Origin of the sequence: Nocardioides rotundus (genome assembly GCF_019931675.1) — a bacterium.
GTDB lineage: Bacteria > Actinomycetota > Actinomycetes > Propionibacteriales > Nocardioidaceae > Nocardioides > Nocardioides rotundus.
In genome coordinates this window covers 450,245-470,581 of record NZ_CP082922.1, presented here as the reverse complement: position 1 = coordinate 470,581, position 20,337 = coordinate 450,245, and the positions used below count along the sequence as shown (strand labels likewise).

The following is a 20,337-nucleotide window of genomic DNA, read 5'->3' as shown; positions in this document are numbered from 1 at the left end:
CTCCTTGAGCTCGCCCTGGGCGGGCGCCTCCTGGTCGGCGCTCACGCCGCCTCCTCGGCACTGAGCTGGGACTCCACGATCTCGCGGTACTCCTGGCAGTCCACCAGCAGCGACTCGTGCGAGCCGCGGCCGACGACCTCGCCGTCCTCCAGGACCACGATCTCGTCGGCGGTGCGGATGCTGGAGACCCGCTGGGCGACGACCAGCACCGTCGCCTCGCGAGTGACCGGTGCCAGGGCGGCGCGCAGCCGGGCGTCGGTGGCGAGGTCGAGCGCGGAGAAGGAGTCGTCGAAGAGGTAGATCTCCGGCCGGCGGATGACCGCGCGGGCGATCGCCAGCCGCTGCCGCTGGCCGCCGGAGAAGTTGGTGCCCCCCTGGGAGACCGGCGCCTCGAGGCCCTCGTCGAGCGCCTCGACGAAGTCGCGTGCCTGGGCGATCTCCAGCGCCTCCCACATCTCCTGCTCGGTGGCGTCCTCCTTGCCGTAGCGGAGGTTCGAGGCGATCGTCCCGGAAAACAGGAACGCCTTCTGCGGCACCAGGCCGATCCTCGACCACAGCGACTCCGGGTCCAGGTCGCGGACGTCGACCCCGTCGACGAGGACCCGGCCGGCGGTGGCGTCGAAGAGCCGTGGGATCAGGTTGATCAGCGTGGTCTTGCCGGCGCCGGTGGAGCCGATGACGGCGACCGTGCGGCCGGGGCCGGCGCTCAGGCTCACATTCCGCAGCACCGGCACGTCGGCGCCCGGGTAGGAGAAGTCCACGTCCTCCAGCGCGACCGTCCCCCGCTCCGCGGACGCGGTGACCGGGTCCGCCGGCGGCACAACCGAGGAGTCGGTGCGCAGCACCTCCATGATCCGCTCGGCGCACACGGCCGCCCGCGGGATCATCATCATCATGAAGGTCGCCATCATCACCGACATGACGATCTGCATCAGGTAGGAGATGTAGGCGGTCAGCGCGCCGACCTCCATCGCCCCGCTCTCGACCCGGTGGCCGCCGAACCAGAGCACGCCCACGGTGGAGATGTTCGCGACCAGCATGACCACCGGCGCCATCGCGGCCATCCAGCGTCCGGCACGGACGGCCACCTCGGTCAGCTCGGCGTTGGCGTGGGCGAACCGCTCGGTCTCGTGCTGCTCGCGGACGAAGGCCCGGACCACGCGGATGCCGGTGATCTGCTCGCGCAGCAGCCGGTTCACCTCGTCGATCCGGGTCTGCATCAGCCGGAAGCTCGGCACCATCTTCCGCACGATCAGCCCGATCGAGACCGCCAGCACGGGCACCACCGCGACGATCAGCCAGGACAGCCCGGCGTCCTCGCGGAAGGCCATGAAGATCGACCCGACCATCATGATCGGCGCGGTGATCGCGATCGTGCCGCCCATCAGCACGAGCATCTGCACCTGCTGGACGTCGTTGGTGTCGCGGGTGATCAGCGACGGGGCGCCGAACTCCTGCATCTCACGGGTGGAGAACGTGCCGACCTGGTGGAAGACCCGGGCCCGGGTGTCGCGACCGAAGCCCATCGCGGTGCGGGCGGAGAAGTAGACGGCGGTGATCGTGCAGGCCGCCTGGACCAGCGAGACCGCCAGCATGAGCCCGCCGAACCGCCAGATGTATCCGATGTCCCCGGTCACCACGCCGTTGTCGATGATGTCGGCGTTGAGGCTGGGCAGGAACAGTGCCGCGACGGTGGCGAGCAGCTGCAGGAGTACGACGGCCGCGATCGGCCGGCGGTAGGTCGAGAGGCCCTCGCGGATCAGCGTGAGCAGCATGTGGTCTCCTCGAGGGCGGTCACGGAGCGAGCCGCTCGGTGCGCCACCCGCCCGTGTGGGTCCGACGGTAGACCAGCCGGTCGTGCATGCGCCCCGGCCTGCCCTGCCAGAACTCGATCGACTCCGGCGCGACGAGGTAGCCGCCCCAGTGGTCCGGCGTCGGGACGGGGCCGTCGTCGCCGAAGCGGGCCAGCGCGTCGGCGTACCTCCGATCGAGCTCGTCGCGCCCCTCGACGACCCGGGACTGCGGCGATGCCCACGCACCGACGCGGGAGCCGCGCGGTCGGGAGGCGAAGTAGTCGTCCACCTCCGACCGCGGGAGCAGGGCGGCCCGGCCCTCGACCCGGACCTGCCGCTCCAGGGGATGCCACGGGAAGAGCAGGGCGCAGGCGGACTCCCCGGTCAGCTCGCGGCCCTTGCGCGACTCCAGGTTGGTGAAGAACACGAAGCCCTCGGGTCGCACGCCCTTGAGCAGCACCATCCGCGCGGAGGGGAGCCCGTCGGCGGAGACGGTCGAGACGACCATGGCGTTGGGCTCGTGCAGGCCGGCGTCGATGGCCTCGGCGAGCCAGCGCTCGAACATCTCGATCGGGTCGGAGGCCAGATCGGTCTCGGCGAGGCCGCCGCGCGCGTAGTCCTCACGCAGCGCCGCGATGTCGGGGTGGGGGGCGGGCTCGGGCATGTCCGCAGCGTAGGACGGACGAGGGGCCCGTGTCCGCCGGCATCCGAACGGGTGCAGAATGCCCGGGTACCACTGGCTGAGACAAGGGAGTCCCACCGTGACCGAGGTCCACCACGGACTGGAGGGCGTCGTCGCCTTCGAGACCGAGATCGCCGAGCCCGACAAGGAGGGGTCGGCACTGCGCTACCGCGGTGTCGACATCGAGGAGATCGTCGGGCGGGTGCCCTTCGAGAAGGTGTGGGGCCTGCTGATCGACGGGAAGTACGAGCCCGGGCTGCCGCCCGCCGAGCCCTACAACCTGCCGATCCACACCGGCGACGTACGCGCGGACGTGCAGGCGGGCGTGGCGATGCTCGCGCCGATGCTGGGGATGGGCCAGACCTACGACATCTCCGACGAGCAGGCGCGGCTCGACCTGTCCCGGATCGCGGTGATGGTGCTGTCCTACGCCGCCCAGTCCGCACGCGGCATCGGGCTGCCGATCATCCCGCAGACCGAGGTCGACGAGGGCTCGACGCTGGCGGAGAAGTTCCTCATCCGCTGGAAGGGCGAGGCCGACCCGAAGCACGTGAAGGCGATCGACGCCTACTGGAGCTCCGCGGCCGAGCACGGCATGAACGCCTCGACCTTCACCGCCCGGGTGATCACCTCCACCGGCGCCGACGTGGCGGCCGCGTTCTCCGGCGCGATCGGCGCGATGAGCGGCCCGCTGCACGGCGGCGCCCCCTCCCGCGTCCTCGGCATGATCGAGGAGGTCGAGAAGCGCGGCGAGGCCGAGGGCTACGTCAAGGAGCTGCTGGACAAGGGCGAGCGGCTGATGGGCTTCGGGCACCGCGTCTACCGCGCGGAGGACCCGCGCGCCCGCGTGCTGCGCCGTACCGCCAAGGAGCTGAACGCGCCCCGCTACGAGGTCGCGGAGAAGCTGGAGCAGGCCGCGCTGGCCGAGCTGCGCGAGCGGCGCCCGGACCGGGTGCTGGAGACGAACGTGGAGTTCTGGGCGGCCATCGTCCTGGACTTCGCCGAGGTGCCCTCGAACATGTTCACGTCGATGTTCACCTGCGCCCGCACCGGCGGCTGGTCCGCGCACATCCTGGAGCAGAAGCGCACCGGCCGGCTGATCCGCCCCTCCGCGGTCTACACCGGGCCCGAGTCGCGGCCCGCGGACTCCGTCGAGGGCTGGAACACCGCCTGGGCGGACAACACCGGCACCGACCTCGCCGGCGGCGCCGACGAGTGAGCGACCCCGCGCACGAGTGGGACCGGGCCGCGGCGACCTTCGACGAGGAGCCGGACCACGGCCTGCGCGACCCGGCCGTCCGCGGCGCCTGGCGGGAGCTGCTGCTGAGCGCGCTCCCGCCGGCCCCGGCACGGGTCGCGGACCTCGGCTGCGGCACCGGCACGCTGTCCCTGCTGCTCGCCGAGGAGGGGTACGCCGTCGACGGCGTCGACCTCTCCCCCGCGATGGTGCGACTGGCCCGGGAGAAGGCCGCCGGCCGCGCCGGGGTGGGCTTCGTGGTGGCCGACGCGTCCGAGCCCCCGCTGCCGCCGGCGTCCTACGACGTGGTGCTGTGCCGTCACGTGCTCTGGGCGCTGCCGGAGCCGGCGGTCGCCCTGGAGCACTGGGTGGACCTGCTGGGGCCCGACGGGCGCCTGGTCCTGGTGGAGGGCGCCTGGCACACCGGCGGCGGGCTCACCGCCGAGCAGACCGTCGAGCTCCTGCGCACCGCGGGTCGCGAGCCCCGCGTGATGCACCTGCCCGAGGCCGACTACTGGGGCGGGGAGATCACCGACGAGCGCTACCTCGTCGTGGCCTGACCGGGACGGCTCTCCAGCGAGCAGGACGGCGTACCTCCCGGCATCAGGTGCCGGTGCTCGCTGACCCAGCGATAGGCCCGGGACGCCGCCGGGGCGAGCGCCCGGCTGCCCAGGGCCCGCGCCAGCAGCCGGTCCGGCCACGGCCCGGTCGCGAGGATCGCCGCCCAGGCCCGGTGGCCGTAGTCCACGTGGCCGTCCGCGTGCACGAAGGGCATCTCGCGCAGCGCGCGGTCCTCGGCGATGCCGTAGGCCGCCAGGTCGGTCTCCTGGATGCTGGCCCGGTCCACGTCGACGCCGAGCAGGTGCACCCGCTCGGCGCTGCGGGTGCAGAAGCCGCAGTCGGCGTCGTAGAGCATCAGCCCGCGGTCCATGCCACCAGCCTAGTCCTGGACACCCCGACGCCTCCGGGGAGCGGGATGCGACAATGGCGGGGCTGACAGCGTCGTCAGGACCTCTGAGACTCCTTCGCAGAAAGGCTCCCATGACCGACGCACCCCAGATCCCCGCCGACCTCAAGCCCGCCGACGGCCGCTTCGGCGCCGGGCCCTCGAAGATCCCGACCGGTGCGCTCGACCGGCTCGCGGCGACCGGGACGTCCCTCATGGGTACGTCGCACCGGCAGGCCCCGGTCAAGGACACCGTCGGCCGGGTGCGCGAGGGCCTGCGGGCCCTGTTCGACGTCCCCGAGGGCTACGAGGTGGTGCTCGGCAACGGCGGCGCGACCGCGTTCTGGGACGCCGCCGCCTTCGGCCTGGTCCGGAACAAGGCCCAGCACCTCTCCTTCGGCGAGTTCTCCTCCAAGTTCGCCAAGGCGACGGCCGCCCCGTGGCTGGAGAAGCCCTCGGTGATCACCTCCGAGCCGGGCTCGCGCCCGGAGGCGGTGGCCGAGGCGGGCGTCGACGCCTACGCCTGGGCGCACAACGAGACCTCCACCGCCGTCATGGCGCCGGTGCAGCGGGTCCCCGGCGCCGACGAGGGCGCCCTGGTCCTGGTCGACGCGACGTCGGGTGCAGGCGGCCTGCCGGTGGACCTGACCCAGGTGGACGCCTACTACTTCGCCCCGCAGAAGTGCTTCGCCTCCGACGGCGGGCTGTGGATCTCGATCATGTCCCCCGCGGCGCTCGCCCGCGCGGAGGAGATCGCCGCCTCCGACCGCTACATCCCGGCCTTCCTCGACCTGCCGACCGCGATCGACAACTCGGGGAAGAACCAGACCTACAACACCCCGTCGGTGGCCACCCTGTTCCTCATGGCCGAGCAGCTGGACTGGATGAACGCGAACGGCGGCCTGGCGGGGATGGTGGAGCGCACGACGGCCTCCTCCGACGCGCTCTACGGCTGGGCGGAGAAGAGCGACGTGGCGTCGCCGTACGTCTCCGACCCCGAGCACCGCTCGCTGGTCATCGGCACGATCGACTTCGACGAGGCCATCGACGCGGCGGCCATCGCGGCCACACTGCGGGCCAACGGGATCGTGGACACCGAGCCCTATCGCAAGCTGGGCCGCAACCAGCTGCGGATCGCGATGTACCCCGCGATCGACCCGGCCGACGTGGAGGCGCTCACCCGCTGCATCGACTGGGTGGTCGAGAACTCCTGATCAGAGCCCGGCGTAGGCGCGCAGCGCGTCGTACGCCCGCTGATCGAACGCCACCAGGCGGGCCTCGTCGACCTCGGTCGGCGTGGCCCGCAGGGTGTCGACGGCGCAGGCGACCGCGTCCTCGAACGGCCAGCCGTAGGCTCCCGCGCTGATCAGCGGGAACGCCACCGTGCGCGCGCCCAGCTCGTCGGCGACCTCGAGCGCGCGGCGGTAGCACGACTCCAGCAGCGACCGGTCGGTCTCACCGCGGTTGTGGTTGGGCCCGACGACGTGGATCACCCACTGCGCGGGCAGGTCGCCCGCGGTGGTCCACCCGGCGTCGCCGGTCGCCAGGCCGTCGGGGAAGCGCCGGATCGCGTCCTGCAGTACGGCGGGGCCGCCGGCCCGGTGGATGGCGCCGTCGACCCCCGCGCCGCCACGCATGGCGCGGTTGGCCGCGTTGACCACGGCGTCGACCTGCTGCTCGGTGATGTCACCTCGAACGACGGTGAGCTCCATGCCGCCAGTGTCGCACCGCCGCGGCCACCGCCACCACGCCCAGGAGGATGCCGCCGCCGATGAGGTAGGGCCGCAGCTCCTGGTCGCGCGCCTCGGCCGTCACGTCCCGCGCCGAGGTGCGCTCCGGTTGCGCGGACTGCTGCGGCTCGTCCTCCAGGGCAGCTTGGACGTCGTCGGGCAGAGGCAGCCGGAGCACGGGTGCCTCGCGCCCCTCGCTGCTCAGCAGGACCTCGCCGTCCTCGGTGACGGCCAGCCCCTCGCCCTGCCGCTGCCGGGGTAGCTCCAGGTCGGCCTCGGGCTCCAGCGAGGGCCAGTGGTAGACCACCGCGCGGCCGTAGCTGCGCAGCATCAGGTGCCGGCCGTCGGGGAAGAACGACCCGTCGGTGACCATCCCCAGGACCGGCCCCCGCGGGGCGAGCCGGTTCGGTGCGCTCTCGTCCAGCTCCCGCGGCGCGGCGTAGACCTGACCGCCCAGCGCGCCCTTGCTGACCACGAACAGCCGTCCGGTCTGCGGATGCACGAGCAGCGCCTCGGCGTCCCGCGCGCCGCCGGGGTAGATCAGGCGCACCGCCGTACCGGCGTCGGTGCGCTCGCCCTGCCCCACCGGCACCCGGGTGACAGTGATCTCGGACCGCTGCCGCCGGTTGTCGCCGATGTCGCCGACCCAGACCTCTCCCGGCCCGGCGGGCGCCAGCGCCTCCACGTCCTCGGCGTCGGGGTCGAAGGCGGTCGTGCCGACCGTGTCCCCGGTCTCGGGGTCGACGGTGAAGACCCGCCCGGTGTCGCCGGAGTCGTTGACCGTGTAGGCGAGACCGTCCCGGGCCACCAGCCCGCTGGACTCCACGATCTCGGGGTCGGTGAAGGTGAAGACCTCCAGGTCCGGGCGGAGCGGGTTGCTGACCACGAAGGCGCCCACGACGAAGGGTGCGCCGATGGCCAGGACACCCAGGAGCGGCGAGCCCCGCATCAGGCCTCCAGAAGCTCGGCGAGCCGCGGCCGGAGGCCCCAGGTCCGGACGAGGTCGTCGTACTGCCTCTCCGCGTCCGCCGACCCGGCACCGGTGCGGACCGCTCGGAGCAGGGTGTTGCGGGGGGTGTGCTCACTGCCGACGAACTCGACCACGTCGACGCGGTAGCCCTCCCGGCGCAGCAGCCCCGCCCGAACGCCGTCGGTGAGGGTGTCGGCCAGGCGTTCCCGGAGGATCCCGTGCCGGGTGAGCATCGCGTAGGGCTCGGGGACGGGGCCGCGGCGCAGCTGCGCGGCGATGTCGTGGTGGCAGCAGGGCGCGGCCAGGGTGACCGGCGCCTGCCAGCCCACCGCCCGGGCCAGCGCGTCGTCGGTGGCGGTGTCGCAGGCGTGCAGCGCGAGCACCACCTCCGGCGCCGGGTCGAGCTCCACCTCGCCGATGGTGCCGACGACGAACTTCGCATCAACGCCCAGCCGGGCGGCGACGGCCGCGTTGTGCTCGCGCGACTGCTCCTTGACGTCGGCGCCGGTCACGACCACCGGCAGCCCGCGGACCTCGGTGAGGAAGCGCTGTGCGGCGAAGGTGAGGTAGGCGTTCCCGCAGCCGAGGTCGACCACCCGCAGCGGCTCCTCGGGCGTGGGACGGCGCAGGTGCCCCTGCTCGAGCGCGTCGGTCACGCATCCGTCGAGGATCCGGAGGAACTCCTCGACCTGGCGGTACTTCGCCCGCCGGCTCGGCTTGATCCGACCGTCGGAGGACAGGCCGAGCGCGGCGAAGACCGGGTCGTCCTCGGGGAGCAGCCGCCGCTTGTCGCGGTCGTGGCTGCGGTCCGCCGGGGTCTCGGCGGCGCGCTCGGCCCGGTGCACCACCGCCTCGCCCCTCTTGGTCACCCGCAGCTGGGTCGTCGCGGTGGCCGTCTCCACGTGCCAGTTGCCGAACGGCTCGGCCAGCAGCTCCGCGACGGCGGTCTCGGCCGCCTCGCCCAGCGGCTGGTTGGCGGTGCGCGCCTGGGTGTCGTCGTACGTCGTCACCTGCAGTCGCCGGCCGCCCTTGAGGTCGACGTACCTCAGCTCCACCCGCCGCCAGCGCGACCGGTCGCCGCGTCGCCTGCCCGAGCCCACGGCCCTGATCAGGCCGTGCTCGTCCAGCAGGTCGTCCCTGATCCCGGCGAGCGCCGGGTCGAGCGGCTCCGGCATCAGCGGACCACCGCCGCCGCGACCACGATCAGCAGCAACCCCGCCAGGGCGAGCGGGATCACGAGGCGACGGTGGCGCGGGTTCACCCCTCGATTCTAGTCGGCGGGTCCTCACTCAGCGGGGCCGTGGCCGGGTCGCTCCACGCCCACGACCACGCGTACCACGGCCCGCCGGAGGGCCCGTCCACGCGCCTCCCGCGGAAGTCGTCGAACCAGCTCCCAGGGGTGTCCAGCTGGAACCGGCAGGAGACACCGGCCCACCCGCCGATCGACAGCCGCCACCATGCCGACGCCGCTGCGAGCTGCTCGGCCCAGCGTAGGGAGGATCCCCGTGCGCCGCCAGCGGCGCTCGGGCCCATCCCCCCTGCGCTTGTTCCTGACGTGTCGACCTACAGCGGTTCCTCGCACCGACCCCTGTGGGTCCACACGTCAGGCAGTATCTCCGCCCGAACCGCCTTCACTCGGCATCCGCGGCGCGGCCAGGGCCTCCCGCACCACGTCCAGGACGGGGACCTCGCCCGACATCACCGCCGCCCGGTCCACCCACGCGACCGCGTCGGTGGTGCCGTCCAGCTCGACGACGTGCGGCTCGGCGTCCGCCGCCACGCTGCCGCGGAAGACCAGGTGCAGCCCGTGGAAGTCCTCGAACCGTCCCGAGGGAGCGGTGCCGGAGAAGTGCACGTCGTGCACCAGGAGCACCTCGCCCACCTCGCAGGCGACACCGCACTCCTCCTCGACCTCGCGGGCCAGAGCCAGAGCCGGCGACTCGCCGTGGTCGATCCCGCCACCCGGCAGCGTCCACGACCCCGCGTGGTGGCCGCGGGGGGAGATCCGGGTCAGCAGCACCGACTCGCCGCGCTCGATCAGCGCATAGGCGGCCGGTCGCTGCAGCCGGAACGGCGCGTGGTCGGCGAGCGCCTCGGTGACCAGCGGCACCGTCGGCACCGCGCCCGAGAGCACGTCGGCCACGGGCAGCCACGCCGCCTCGACGGTGGACCCGTCGACCTCCTCGACCTTGGGGTCGGGGGCGTCGGAGGCCACCCAGCCGTCGTAGACGATCCGCAGGGCATGCGTGTCCACCCTCCGCCCGTCGCGCCAGGCCCGGGGCATGTGCGCGGAGTAGACGTGCGCGGTCTCGCCGACCTGGGCATCCAGCCCGGTCTCCTCACGGATCTCCCGCACCACCGCGGCCCGCGGGTCCTCGCCGTGATCCAGGCCGCCGCCGGGCAGCGTCCACTGCCCTGTGGCGGAGATGTACGGCGCGAGCCGGCTCAGCAGGATCCGGTCGCCGCGCAGGATCACCGCATACGCCGCCACGCGCTGACGTCGCGGGTACCGGTGCCGAGGCATGAGCGCACCCTAACCGTCAGGAGAACGGCGGCCGGGCATCCAGGGCGATCGACCTGCGACCCGCCCAGCGCCACAGCCGCGCCGCGCGGTCCCGGTCCTCGTCGGTGACCAGGTTGCCCATCCAGCGCAGCGCCAGCGTCATCAGCCAGTCCGAGCGCATGCCCGGCGGGCCGAGCGTCGCCACCACCTTCGGCGCCGTCGCGATCCCGGCCAGGCGCCGGGCGATGGAGAACGCCTCGCCGTAGTGCGCGCGCAGGACCCCCGGCCACACGGCGCCCAGGTCCCGGCCGGCGGCGAGCTCCTCGGCCACCAGGCGACCGGCCTCGAGGCCGTAGTCGATGCCCTCGCCGTTGAGCGGGTTCACCAGCCCGGCCGCGTCCCCCACCAGCGCCCAGTTCGGCCCGGCGACGTGGGAGACCGCGCCTCCCATCGGGAGCAGGGCCGACGTCGGCATCCGCAGCGGCCCCGACAGGCCGAAGTCGTCGGCGACGCTGTCGGCGTAGGTCTGCATCAGCGGTTTGATCGCCACGTCCGCGGGCCGCTTCGTGGTCGCCAGGGTGCCCGCGCCGATGTTCACCGACCCGTCGCCCAGCGGGAACACCCAGCCATAGCCGGACAGCAGCTCCCCCTCGGCGTCGCGCAGCTCCAGGTGGGAGGAGATCCACGGGTCCTCGCTCATCGCCGAGTCGACGTAGCTGCGGCCCGCGACCGCATAGACGGTGTCGCGGTGCCACTCCCGGCCCAGCCGCTTGCCCAGCGGGGAGCGGACCCCGTCGGCGACGACCAGGCGCCGGCAGGCGATCTCGAAGCGGTCCCGGCCCGCCGGCGTACGACGCTCGAAGACCACCGCGGCGACCCGGTCGCCGTCGAGGCGTACGTCGACCGCGCGGGCGTCCTCGACGCCCTCGGCGCCCTCCTTGAGGGCCAGCGAGCGCAGGTGGTCGTCCAGCTCGGTGCGCGCCACCGCGGAGCCCCAGTCGGGCAGGCCGGGCACCCGCGGCCACGGCAGCAGCAGCGTCTGGCCGAACCCGTGCGCCCGCAGCCCCTGGCTGGTGGTGTGTGCCCGCAGCCAGTCGGCCAGGCCGAGCCGCTGCAGCTCGCCGACGGCGCGCGGGGTGAGACCGTCCCCGCACGTCTTGTCGCGAGGGAACACGGCGGCGTCGGCGAGCACGGTGTCCAGCCCGTGGCGGGCACACCAGGCGGCGGCCGCCGAGCCCGCCGGCCCGGCCCCCACGACGAGCACGTCGGTCGATCGGTTCACGCCGGTGATTGTCTCAGCCCCTCAGAACGGCACGAGGCCCCGGTCCCGAGCGGGACCGGGGCCTCGTGGGCGACCACGGTGGTCCAGGTCAGTTCTGGTAGGAACCGAAGTCGAACTCGTCCAGCGCGACGGCCTGGCCGCCGTTGCCGAACTCGTAGTCATAGTTGTCGTAGCCCGTGACGGCGTACGCCGCGGCGCGCGCCTCCTCGGTCGGCTCCACCCGCACGTTGCGGTAGCGCTCCAGGCCGGTGCCGGCCGGGATGAGCTTTCCGATGATCACGTTCTCCTTCAGACCCTGCAGGGAGTCCGAGCGACCGTTGATGGCCGCGTCGGTGAGCACCCGCGTGGTCTCCTGGAAGGACGCCGCCGACAGCCACGACTCGGTGGCCAGCGACGCCTTGGTGATGCCCATGAGCTCCGCACGACCCGAGGCCGGCTTGCCGCCCTCGGACACCACGCGCCGGTTCTCCTCCTCGAACAGGACCCGGTCGACCAGGTCGGAGGGGAGCAGGTTGGTGTCACCGGACTCGATGACCGTCACCCGGCGCAGCATCTGCCGCACGATGATCTCGATGTGCTTGTCGTGGATCGACACACCCTGCGAGCGGTACACCGCCTGGACCTCGTCCACCAGGTGCTGCTGCGCCCGGCGGACACCGAGGATCCGGAGGACCTCCTTCGGGTCGGGGGTACCGACCGTCAGCATCTGGCCCACCTCGATGTGGTCGCCGTCGGAGACCAGGAGCCGCGACCGCTTGGAGACGGCGTACTCCTCGACCTCGCCACCGTCGTCGGGGGTGACGATGACCTTGCGGGCCTTGTCGCTGTCCTCGATCTGCACCCGGCCGGTGACCTCCGAGATCGGCGAGACGCCCTTGGGCGTCCGGGCCTCGAAGAGCTCCACCACGCGGGGCAGACCCTGGGTGATGTCGTCGGCCGAGGCCACACCGCCGGTGTGGAAGGTCCGCATGGTCAGCTGCGTGCCGGGCTCACCGATCGACTGGGCGGCGATGATGCCCACGGCCTCGCCGATGTCGACCAGCTTGCCGGTGGCCAGCGAGCGGCCGTAGCACTTGGCGCAGGTCCCGGTCTTGGCGTCGCAGGTCAGCACGGAGCGGACCTTGACCTCCTCGATGCCGGCGGCCACCAGCTCCCCGATGGCCACGTCGCCGAGGTCCTCACCGGCCGCGACCAGCACCTCGCCCGTCTCCGGGTGGGTGATGTCCACGGCCGCGGTGCGGGCGTACGCCGCGGTCTCGGCGTTGTCGTCCTTGCGGACCACGCCGTCCTCACCGCGAACGCCGATCACCTTCGGCAGACCGCGCTCGGTGCCACAGTCGTCCTCACGGATGATGACGTCCTGCGACACGTCGACCAGGCGCCGGGTCAGGTAGCCCGAGTCGGCGGTCCGCAGCGCGGTGTCGGCCAGACCCTTGCGGGCACCGTGCGTCGCGATGAAGTACTCCAGCACCGTGAGGCCCTCACGGAAGTTGGACTTGATCGGACGCGGGATGATCTCGCCCTTCGGGTTGGCCACCAGGCCACGCATGGCCGCGACCTGCCGGATCTGGTTCATGTTTCCCGACGCCCCGGAGTCGACCATCATGTAGATCGAGTTGTCCTTGGCGAAGTTGGTCTCCATCGCCTTCCCGACCTCGGCGGAGGCCTGGGTCCAGATCTCGATCAGCTCCTGGCGACGCTCGTCGTCGGTGACCAGGCCGCGCTCGTACTGACGCTGCACCTTGACGGCCTGCGCCTCGTACTCCTCCAGGATGGCGGCCTTGGACTCCGGCGTGGTCACGTCGTCGATCGACACCGTGACACCGGACCGGGTGGCCCAGTGGAAGCCCGCGTCCTTGAGCGCGTCCAGCGACGCCGCGACCTCGACCTTGGAGTAGCGCTCGGCCAGGTCGTTGACGATCGCGCCCAGCGCCTTCTTGCCCACCTCGTAGTTCACGAAGGGGTAGTCGGCGGGCAGGGTGTCGTTGAACAGCGCCCGGCCCAGGGTGGTCTCCAGGGTGAGGGAGGTGCCCTCCTCCCAGTCCTCGCCCAGGTCCAGCTCGAGCGGCGGGACGATGTCGTCGAAGCGGATCTTCACCTTGCTCTGCAGGCTGATCTCGCCCCGGTCGAAGGCCATGACGGCCTCGGCCGGCGACGCGAACGCCCGGCCCTCGCCCGGCTCGCCCTCACGGTCGGTGGTGAGGAAGAACAGGCCGATGATCATGTCCTGGGTCGGCATGGTGACCGGCCGGCCGTCGGACGGCTTGAGGATGTTGTTCGTCGACAGCATCAGGATCCGGGCCTCGGCCTGCGCCTCCGCGGACAGCGGCAGGTGCACGGCCATCTGGTCACCGTCGAAGTCCGCGTTGAACGCGGTGCACACGAGCGGGTGGATCTGGACGGCCTTGCCCTCGACCAGCTGCGGCTCGAAGGCCTGGATGCCCAGGCGGTGCAGCGTGGGCGCCCGGTTCAGCAGGACCGGGTGCTCGGTGATGACCTCCTCCAGGACGTCCCACACGACGGCGTACCGGCTCATGCCGGACGTCGCCCGCTCCACCATCCGCTTGGCGGACTTGATGTTCTGGCTGTGGCTCAGGTCGACCAGCCGCTTCATCACGAACGGCTTGAACAGCTCCAGCGCCATCTGCTTGGGCAGGCCGCACTGGTGCAGCTTCAGCTGCGGACCGGACACGATCACCGAACGGCCGGAGTAGTCCACGCGCTTGCCGAGCAGGTTCTGCCGGAAGCGGCCCTGCTTGCCCTTGAGCATGTCGGAGAGCGACTTCAGCGGCCGGTTGCCCGGGCCGGTGACCGGACGGCCGCGACGGCCGTTGTCGAACAGCGAGTCCACGGCCTCCTGGAGCATCCGCTTCTCGTTGTTGACGATGATCTCGGGCGCGCCGAGGTCGAGCAGCCGCTTGAGGCGGTTGTTCCGGTTGATCACCCGGCGGTAGAGGTCGTTGAGGTCGGAGGTCGCGAACCGGCCACCGTCCAGCTGCACCATCGGGCGCAGGTCCGGCGGGATGACCGGGACGGCGTCCAGGACCATGCCCAGCGGGGAGTTGGTGGTCTTGCGGAACGCGTCGACCACCTTCAGCCGCTTGAGGGCACGCACCTTGCGCTGGCCCTTGCCGGTGGCGATGACCTCGCGGAGGTTCTCCACCTCGGCGTCGATGTCGAAGGTCTCCAGGCGCTTCTGGATCGCGGTCGCGCCCATGTGGCCCTCGAAGTACTTGCCGAACCAGTTCTTCATCTCCCGGTACAGCATCTCGTCGCCCATGAGGTCCTGGACCTTGAGGTTCTTGAAGGTCTCCCAGACCTCCTCGAGCCGGTCCAGCTCACGCTGGCTGCGGTCGCGCAGCTGCTTCATCTCGCGCTCGGCGGCGTCCTTGACCTTGCGGCGCTGGTCCGCCTTGGCGCCCTCGGCCTCGAGCTCGGCGAGGTCCTCCTCGAGCTTCTTGGCGCGCTCCTCGATCTGGGCGTCGCGACGCTTCTCCAGGCGCTCGCGCTCCAGCTGCACCTTGCCCTCGAGCGAGGACAGGTCGCGGTGCCGCGCGTCCTCGTCGACGGAGGTGATCATGTAGGCGGCGAAGTAGATGACCTTCTCCAGGTCCTTCGGCGCCAGGTCGAGCAGGTAGCCCAGCCGCGACGGCACGCCCTTGAAGTACCAGATGTGGGTCACCGGGGCGGCGAGCTCGATGTGGCCCATCCGCTCGCGGCGCACCTTGGAACGGGTCACCTCGACGCCGCAGCGCTCGCAGATGATGCCCTTGAAGCGCACGCGCTTGTACTTGCCGCAGTAGCACTCCCAGTCCCGGGTGGGACCGAAGATCTTCTCGCAGAAGAGGCCGTCACGCTCGGGCTTGAGCGTGCGGTAGTTGATGGTCTCGGGCTTCTTGACCTCGCCGTGGCTCCACTGACGGATGTCGTCCGCGGTGGCCAGGCCGATCTGAAGCTGGTCGAAGAAGTTCACGTCGAGCACGATGGCTGCAACCCTTCGGTAGTTCTTAAGGAAGTTGAGTTAGGGGGCGGGGGCAGGTGCGCGCCGCCGCAGCGGCGCGCACCCGACTCACACCTCTTCGACGGAGCTGGGCTCGCGGCGGGACAGGTCGATGCCGAGCTCCTCGGCCGCGCGGAACACGTCGTCCTCGGCGTCCTTCATCTCGATGGCGGAGCCGTCCTGGGACAGCACCTCCACGTTGAGGCAGAGCGACTGCATCTCCTTGACGAGCACCTTGAAGGACTCGGGGATGCCCGAGTCGGGGATGTTCTCGCCCTTGACGATGGCCTCGTAGACCTTCACCCGGCCGGGGACGTCGTCGGACTTGATCGTCAGGAGCTCCTGCAGCGCGTACGCCGCGCCGTAGGCCTCCATCGCCCAGACCTCCATCTCGCCGAACCGCTGGCCGCCGAACTGGGCCTTACCGCCCAGGGGCTGCTGCGTGATCATCGAGTAGGGGCCGGTCGAGCGGGCGTGGATCTTGTCGTCGACCAGGTGGTGGAGCTTGAGGATGTACATGTACCCGACCGAGATCGGGTCCGGGAACGGCTCGCCGGAGCGCCCGTCGAAGAGCGTCGCCTTGCCGTTCTCCTTGATCATCCGCTCACCGTCGCGGTTCGGCAGCGCCGAGCTCAGCAGGCCGGTGATCTCGTCCTCGCGGGCACCGTCGAACACCGGCGTCGCCACCTTGGTGTCCGGCTCGGCCTTGTCCGCGTGGATCTTGATCAGCCGCTGCTTCCACTCGTCCTCGGAGTCCTCCGAGAGCGAGAGGTCCCAGCCCTGCTTGGCGAGCCAGCCCAGGTGCAGCTCGAGGATCTGGCCGATGTTCATCCGGCGGGGCACACCGAGCGGGTTGAGGATCACGTCGACCGGGGTGCCGTCCTCCATGAACGGCATGTCCTCGATCGGCAGGATCTTCGCGATGACGCCCTTGTTGCCGTGCCGGCCGGCGAGCTTGTCGCCGACGGAGATCTTGCGCTTCTGGGCGACGTAGACCCGGACCAGCTGGTTCACGCCCGGGGGCAGCTCGTCGCCGTCCTCGCGGTTGAACTCGCGGACGCCGATGACGGTTCCGGACTCACCGTGCGGGACCTTCATCGAGGTGTCGCGCACCTCGCGCGCCTTCTCGCCGAAGATCGCGCGGAGCAGCCGCTCCTCGGGGGTCAGCTCGGTCTCGCCCTTCGGCGTCACCTTGCCGACGAGGATGTCACCGGTGGTGACCTCCGCGCCGACCCGGATGATGCCGCGCTCGTCGAGGTCGGCGAGCAGGTCGTCACCCACGTTGGGGATGTCCCGGGTGATCTCCTCCGGGCCCAGTTTGGTGTCGCGCGCGTCGACCTCGTGCTCCTCGATGTGGATCGAGGTGAGCATGTCCTCCTGCACCAGGCGCTGGGACAGGATGATGGCGTCCTCGTAGTTGTGGCCCTGCCACGGCATGAACGCGACCAGCAGGTTCGCGCCCAGCGCCATCTCGGCGTCGTCGGTCGACGGGCCGTCGGCGATCGGGCCACCGGCCTCCACCCGGTCACCCTCGGCGACCAGCGGACGCTGGTTGATGCAGGTGCCCTGGTTGGACCGGCGGAACTTCGCCAGGCGGTAGGAGGAGTAGGTGCCGTCGTCGTTCATGATCTCGACCAGGTCGGCCGAGACGTCCTTGACCACACCGGCCTTGTCCGCGGTGACCACGTCACCGGCGTCGACCGCGGCGCGGTACTCGATGCCGGTGCCGACCAGCGGGGAGTCGGTGCTGATCAGCGGAACGGCCTGCCGCTGCATGTTGGCGCCCATGAGCGCGCGGTTGGCGTCGTCGTGCTCGAGGAACGGGATCAGCGCGGTCGCGACCGACACCATCTGGCGCGGCGAGACGTCCATGTAGTCGACCTCGCCGGCCAGCACGGCGTCGAACTCGCCGTCGCGCTGGCGCACCAGCACCCGCTCGTCGACGAAGCGACCGTCCGCGTCGAGCTCGGCGTTGGCCTGCGCGATGACGTAGCGGTCCTCGTCGTCGGCGGTGAGGTAGTCGACCTGGTCGGTGACGACACCCTCGACCACCCGGCGGTACGGCGTCTCCACGAAGCCGAACGGGTTGATCCGGCCGTAGGAGGCCAGCGAGCCGATCAGGCCGATGTTCGGGCCCTCAGGGGTCTCGATCGGGCACATCCGGCCGTAGTGCGACGGGTGGACGTCACGGACCTCCATGCCCGCGCGGTCGCGGGAGAGGCCGCCGGGGCCGAGCGCGGAGAGCCGGCGCTTGTGCGTCAGCCCCGCGATCGGGTTGGTCTGGTCCATGAACTGCGAGAGCTGCGAGGTGCCGAAGAACTCCTTCAGCGCCGCGACGACCGGACGGATGTTGATCAGGGACTGCGGCGTGATGGCCTCGACGTCCTGGGTGGTCATCCGCTCCCGGACCACGCGCTCCATCCGGGCCAGGCCGGTGCGCAGCTGGTTCTGGATCAGCTCGCCGACGGTCCGCATGCGGCGGTTGCCGAAGTGGTCGATGTCGTCGGACTGCACCTTGATCGGCTTGTCGTCGGAGCCCATGACCACGTTGCCCTCGGAGTCGACCAGGTCGACCGGCTCGGCCGGCGAGCCGCTCGCGTGCAGCTGCACGATGAAGCGGATGGTCGCGACGATGTCGTCGATGGTGAGGGTCTGCTGGTCGAACGCCTCGGTCAGCCCGAGCTTCTTGTTCACCTTGTAGCGGCCGACCTTGGCCAGGTCGTAGCGCTTGGGGTTGAAGTAGTAGTTGTTCAGCAGCGTCTGCGCGGCCTCCTCCGTGGGGGGCTCGCCCGGGCGCAGCTTGCGGTAGATGTCGAGCAGGGCCTCGCGCTGGTCGGCGGTGTTGTCCTTCTCCAGCGTGAGCATCATCGACTCGTACTGGCCGAACTCCTCGCGGATCTGCTCGTTGGTCCAGCCCAGCGCCTTGAGCAGCACGGTGACGTTCTGCTTGCGCTTGCGGTCCAGGCGGACGCCGACGGTGTCGCGCTTGTCGACCTCGAACTCCAGCCAGGCGCCGCGGCTGGGGATCAGCTTGGCGGTGTAGACGTCCTTGTCGGAGGTCTTGTCGGCCGAGCGCTCGAAGTAGACGCCCGGGGAGCGCACGAGCTGGGAGACGACGACCCGCTCGGTGCCGTTGATGATGAAGGTGCCCTTGGGGGTCATGAGCGGGAAGTCGCCCATGAAGACGGTCTGGCCCTTGATCTCGCCGGTCTCGTTGTTGGTGAACTCGGCGGAGACGTAGAGGGGCGCGGAGTAGGTGAAGTCCTTCTCCTTGCACTCCTCCACGGTGTACTTCGGGTCGTAGAACACCGGGTTCTCGAACGAGAGCGACATCGTCTCGGAGAAGTCCTCGATCGGGGAGATCTCCTCGAAGATCTCCTCCAGCCCCGACTTCGGCGAGACGTCCTCGCCGGCGTCGACGCGGGCCTGGACCTGCTGCTCCCACGCCTCGTTGCCGACCAGCCAGTCGAAGCTGTCGGTCTGGAGCGAGAGGAGCTGCGGGACTTCGAGGGGTTCGGTGATCTTTGCGAACGAGATGCGGCGGGAGTTGTCAGTCGTGCTCGCGGCCAAGATGTGTCCTTCGAAGGAACGCGTGATGAGGCGCCTCACCACCACCCGTCATGCCACCGGACAGGCAAGAGGGCATCTGAGGGAGGCGCAAAGAGTAAGAGTAGCGCACGACAACCCGCGCACACAACCCGGGGTGCCGGTCCAGATCCGCTCACCGCGGTGACCGCACCCTGAGGTGCAACGTTTGCGAAGAATCATGAACGCCCGGGCCCCCCAGGTCAAGCACCGGCGCCGGGTCGGGGCTACTCCGCCAGCGGCGTGGTGTCGATCCCGTCCACCAGCCACCGGTCGCCACGGCGCACCATGGTGAGGGTGACCTGGTCCTTGTAGACCACCGGCGTGGAGGTCTTCTTGTTGGTCGTCGGCCGGTCCACGAACAGCAGCACCTGGACCCGGTCCTCCCCGCTGCGGGCGATCGCCGAGGCGAGCGGGGGACGGACCTCGATCCGCGTTCCGGTGTTCGGCGCGTTCTGCTGCACCACGCCCTCGAAGAACTGGTCGTAGGTCTTGCGGTAGCGGTCGGTGAGCACCGCGTGCGCCGCCTGCTTGGACTCCTCCAGGTTGCCCGCGTCATAGGACAGGAGGGGTACGACGGCCCGCTCGGCCGCGGCCTGGGCCGCCCGGGTCTGCTCCTCGACCTCCGCGTCGGAGGGGGTGCGGAGGATCCACGCGCCGATCGCCAGCGCGGCCAGGGTGCTGAGCGCCAGGGCGACCAGCAGCCAGGCCGGCGGCGTACGGCGCTGCCGCTCGGTGATCACGCCCTGCTGGTCGTGCGTGGGCGACGCGGTCGGAGCCGCGCGCCCCGACCGGCGCGCGGGCCGCGCCGACGAGGGCTGTGTTGTGTGGGCGGCGTCCTCCTCGGGCGTGGAGATGGCCTCGGCGGCCAGCCCCACGTCGTACTCCACCCGCCTCTCGGGGTCCAGCAGCGTCTCGGCGGCGGCGTTGTAGGCACGGAAGCGCCGGTCGGTGGGGTCCAGGCCCTCGACGGCGCGCCGCCACGCGGCGCGGATCTCGTCCGGTCCGGCCGAGGGGTCCACGTCCAGCAGGTCGTAGTAGCTCAGGCTCACTGCCCGTCACCCCTCCCGGGGTCCAGCGGCTGCGGCGGTTGCTGGCCGTCCTGCTCCTCGCTGTCCCCGACGGGCGAGTAGTCGTCGACCAGCCACTCCCCCTTGATCCGCTCCAGCTTCACCTGGAGGCGGAACGGCACCGGCTCCTGGGCACGGTCCTTGCCGTCGATCCGGTAGCTGTCGGTGAAGGCACCGGCCACCAGCGCGGTGGCGGAGTCGGCGTCGATGGTGGTCACTCCGGCGGAGAAGACCTGCGCGCTGCGCGACACCCCGCCCTGGGCGACCAGCTGGTCCACCACGGGCACGGTCTTGTCGAAGGAGGCGCGGAACTTCGGCGTGAGCACCTCCCGCACCTGGGTGCGGTAGGAGCTCAGCCGCCCGTTGTCGTCGAGCTGGTCGGGACCGTAGGTGCCCATCCGCAGCATGAAGGTCCGCGTGGTCTGCATGACCTCCTCGCGCGCCTGCTGCTCCTCGTCGGCACCGCCGCGCTGCGTGGCCAGCCAGACGCACCAGGCGACGGACGCGACCAGGGCGAGCGCCAGCACCGCCAACAGCAC

Annotated in this window: 15 protein-coding genes; 3 read left to right on the top strand and 12 right to left on the bottom strand. The window is 71.2% G+C overall.

What is annotated here, in order from left to right:
- Positions 1–41: 41 nt before the first annotated feature.
- Positions 42–1,775 carry an ABC transporter ATP-binding protein gene (locus K8W59_RS02225; RefSeq protein WP_223397140.1) on the bottom strand — a complete coding sequence of 578 codons (1,734 nt, stop codon included), beginning with the start codon at positions 1,773–1,775 and terminating at the stop codon, positions 42–44.
- A 19-nt stretch (positions 1,776–1,794) separates the two neighbouring features.
- On the bottom strand, positions 1,795–2,457 hold the full coding sequence (gene pdxH, locus K8W59_RS02220; RefSeq protein WP_223397139.1) for a pyridoxamine 5'-phosphate oxidase: 663 nt from the start codon (positions 2,455–2,457) through the stop codon (positions 1,795–1,797).
- Positions 2,458–2,554: 97 nt separating this feature from the next.
- Here pdxH and K8W59_RS02215 point away from each other — a divergent pair, with 97 nt between their 5' ends.
- A complete protein-coding gene (locus tag K8W59_RS02215; RefSeq protein WP_223397138.1) occupies positions 2,555–3,694 on the top strand; it encodes a citrate synthase 2 in 1,140 nt (379 codons plus the stop codon).
- Positions 3,691–4,272, top strand: a complete 582-nt coding sequence (locus K8W59_RS02210) for a class I SAM-dependent methyltransferase (RefSeq protein WP_223397137.1) — start codon at positions 3,691–3,693, stop codon at positions 4,270–4,272. Before K8W59_RS02215 ends, K8W59_RS02210 begins: the two co-directional genes overlap by 4 nt.
- Here the strand turns inward: K8W59_RS02210 and K8W59_RS02205 are convergent.
- Entirely contained in the window at positions 4,254–4,643 is a 390-nt protein-coding gene (locus K8W59_RS02205; protein ID WP_223397136.1) for a thiol-disulfide oxidoreductase DCC family protein, read from the bottom strand. The two genes, K8W59_RS02210 and K8W59_RS02205, sit on opposite strands and share 19 nt — an antisense overlap.
- Before the next feature lie 110 nt (positions 4,644–4,753).
- On the opposite strand from K8W59_RS02205, the gene serC reads away from it, so the two are divergent.
- Positions 4,754–5,872, top strand: a complete 1,119-nt coding sequence (serC, locus tag K8W59_RS02200) for a phosphoserine transaminase (RefSeq protein WP_223397135.1) — start codon at positions 4,754–4,756, stop codon at positions 5,870–5,872.
- Here serC and K8W59_RS02195 read toward each other — a convergent pair whose 3' ends face one another.
- From K8W59_RS02195 to K8W59_RS02155, 9 genes are all read right to left on the bottom strand, one after another.
- On the bottom strand, positions 5,873–6,370 hold the full coding sequence (locus K8W59_RS02195) for an O-acetyl-ADP-ribose deacetylase (protein WP_223397134.1): 498 nt from the start codon (positions 6,368–6,370) through the stop codon (positions 5,873–5,875). It lies immediately after the preceding gene.
- Positions 6,345–7,337, bottom strand: a complete 993-nt coding sequence (locus K8W59_RS02190; RefSeq protein WP_223397133.1) for a hypothetical protein — start codon at positions 7,335–7,337, stop codon at positions 6,345–6,347. Before K8W59_RS02190 ends, K8W59_RS02195 begins: the two co-directional genes overlap by 26 nt.
- Positions 7,337–8,533: a class I SAM-dependent methyltransferase gene (locus K8W59_RS02185; protein WP_223397132.1), complete on the bottom strand. Its 1,197-nt coding sequence runs from the start codon at positions 8,531–8,533 to the stop codon at positions 7,337–7,339. The genes K8W59_RS02190 and K8W59_RS02185 overlap by 1 nt, the downstream gene beginning before the upstream one ends.
- Before the next feature lie 428 nt (positions 8,534–8,961).
- Entirely contained in the window at positions 8,962–9,882 is a 921-nt protein-coding gene (locus K8W59_RS02180) for an NUDIX domain-containing protein (RefSeq protein WP_223397131.1), read from the bottom strand.
- Positions 9,883–9,898: 16 nt separating this feature from the next.
- Positions 9,899–11,143, bottom strand: coding sequence for a geranylgeranyl reductase family protein (locus K8W59_RS02175; protein WP_223397130.1), 1,245 nt, complete (start codon positions 11,141–11,143; stop codon positions 9,899–9,901).
- An 88-nt stretch (positions 11,144–11,231) separates the two neighbouring features.
- Entirely contained in the window at positions 11,232–15,125 is a 3,894-nt protein-coding gene (locus tag K8W59_RS02170; RefSeq protein ID WP_223397129.1) for a DNA-directed RNA polymerase subunit beta', read from the bottom strand.
- A gap of 87 nt (positions 15,126–15,212) precedes the next feature.
- A complete protein-coding gene (gene rpoB, locus K8W59_RS02165; RefSeq protein ID WP_397196060.1) occupies positions 15,213–18,740 on the bottom strand; it encodes a DNA-directed RNA polymerase subunit beta in 3,528 nt (1,175 codons plus the stop codon).
- 215 nt (positions 18,741–18,955) lie between these two features.
- Positions 18,956–19,780: a J domain-containing protein gene (locus tag K8W59_RS02160; protein WP_223397127.1), complete on the bottom strand. Its 825-nt coding sequence runs from the start codon at positions 19,778–19,780 to the stop codon at positions 18,956–18,958.
- Complete coding sequence (locus K8W59_RS02155; RefSeq protein WP_223397126.1) at positions 19,777–20,337, bottom strand: hypothetical protein; 561 nt, start codon at positions 20,335–20,337, stop codon at positions 19,777–19,779. Before K8W59_RS02155 ends, K8W59_RS02160 begins: the two co-directional genes overlap by 4 nt.

What these genes read in the sequence shown, in the direction of transcription:
- K8W59_RS02185 (WP_223397132.1), bottom strand. Translation starts at nt 8,533, where the DNA reads ATGCCGGAGCCGCTCGACCCGGCGCTCGCCGGGATCAGGGACGACCTG.
- serC (WP_223397135.1), top strand. Translation starts at nt 4,754, where the DNA reads ATGACCGACGCACCCCAGATCCCCGCCGACCTCAAGCCCGCCGACGGC.
- K8W59_RS02195 (WP_223397134.1), bottom strand. Translation starts at nt 6,370, where the DNA reads ATGGAGCTCACCGTCGTTCGAGGTGACATCACCGAGCAGCAGGTCGAC.
- K8W59_RS02190 (WP_223397133.1), bottom strand. Translation starts at nt 7,337, where the DNA reads ATGCGGGGCTCGCCGCTCCTGGGTGTCCTGGCCATCGGCGCACCCTTC.
- pdxH (WP_223397139.1), bottom strand. Translation starts at nt 2,457, where the DNA reads ATGCCCGAGCCCGCCCCCCACCCCGACATCGCGGCGCTGCGTGAGGAC.
- K8W59_RS02225 (WP_223397140.1), bottom strand. Translation starts at nt 1,775, where the DNA reads ATGCTGCTCACGCTGATCCGCGAGGGCCTCTCGACCTACCGCCGGCCG.
- K8W59_RS02180 (WP_223397131.1), bottom strand. Translation starts at nt 9,882, where the DNA reads ATGCCTCGGCACCGGTACCCGCGACGTCAGCGCGTGGCGGCGTATGCG.
- K8W59_RS02205 (WP_223397136.1), bottom strand. Translation starts at nt 4,643, where the DNA reads ATGGACCGCGGGCTGATGCTCTACGACGCCGACTGCGGCTTCTGCACC.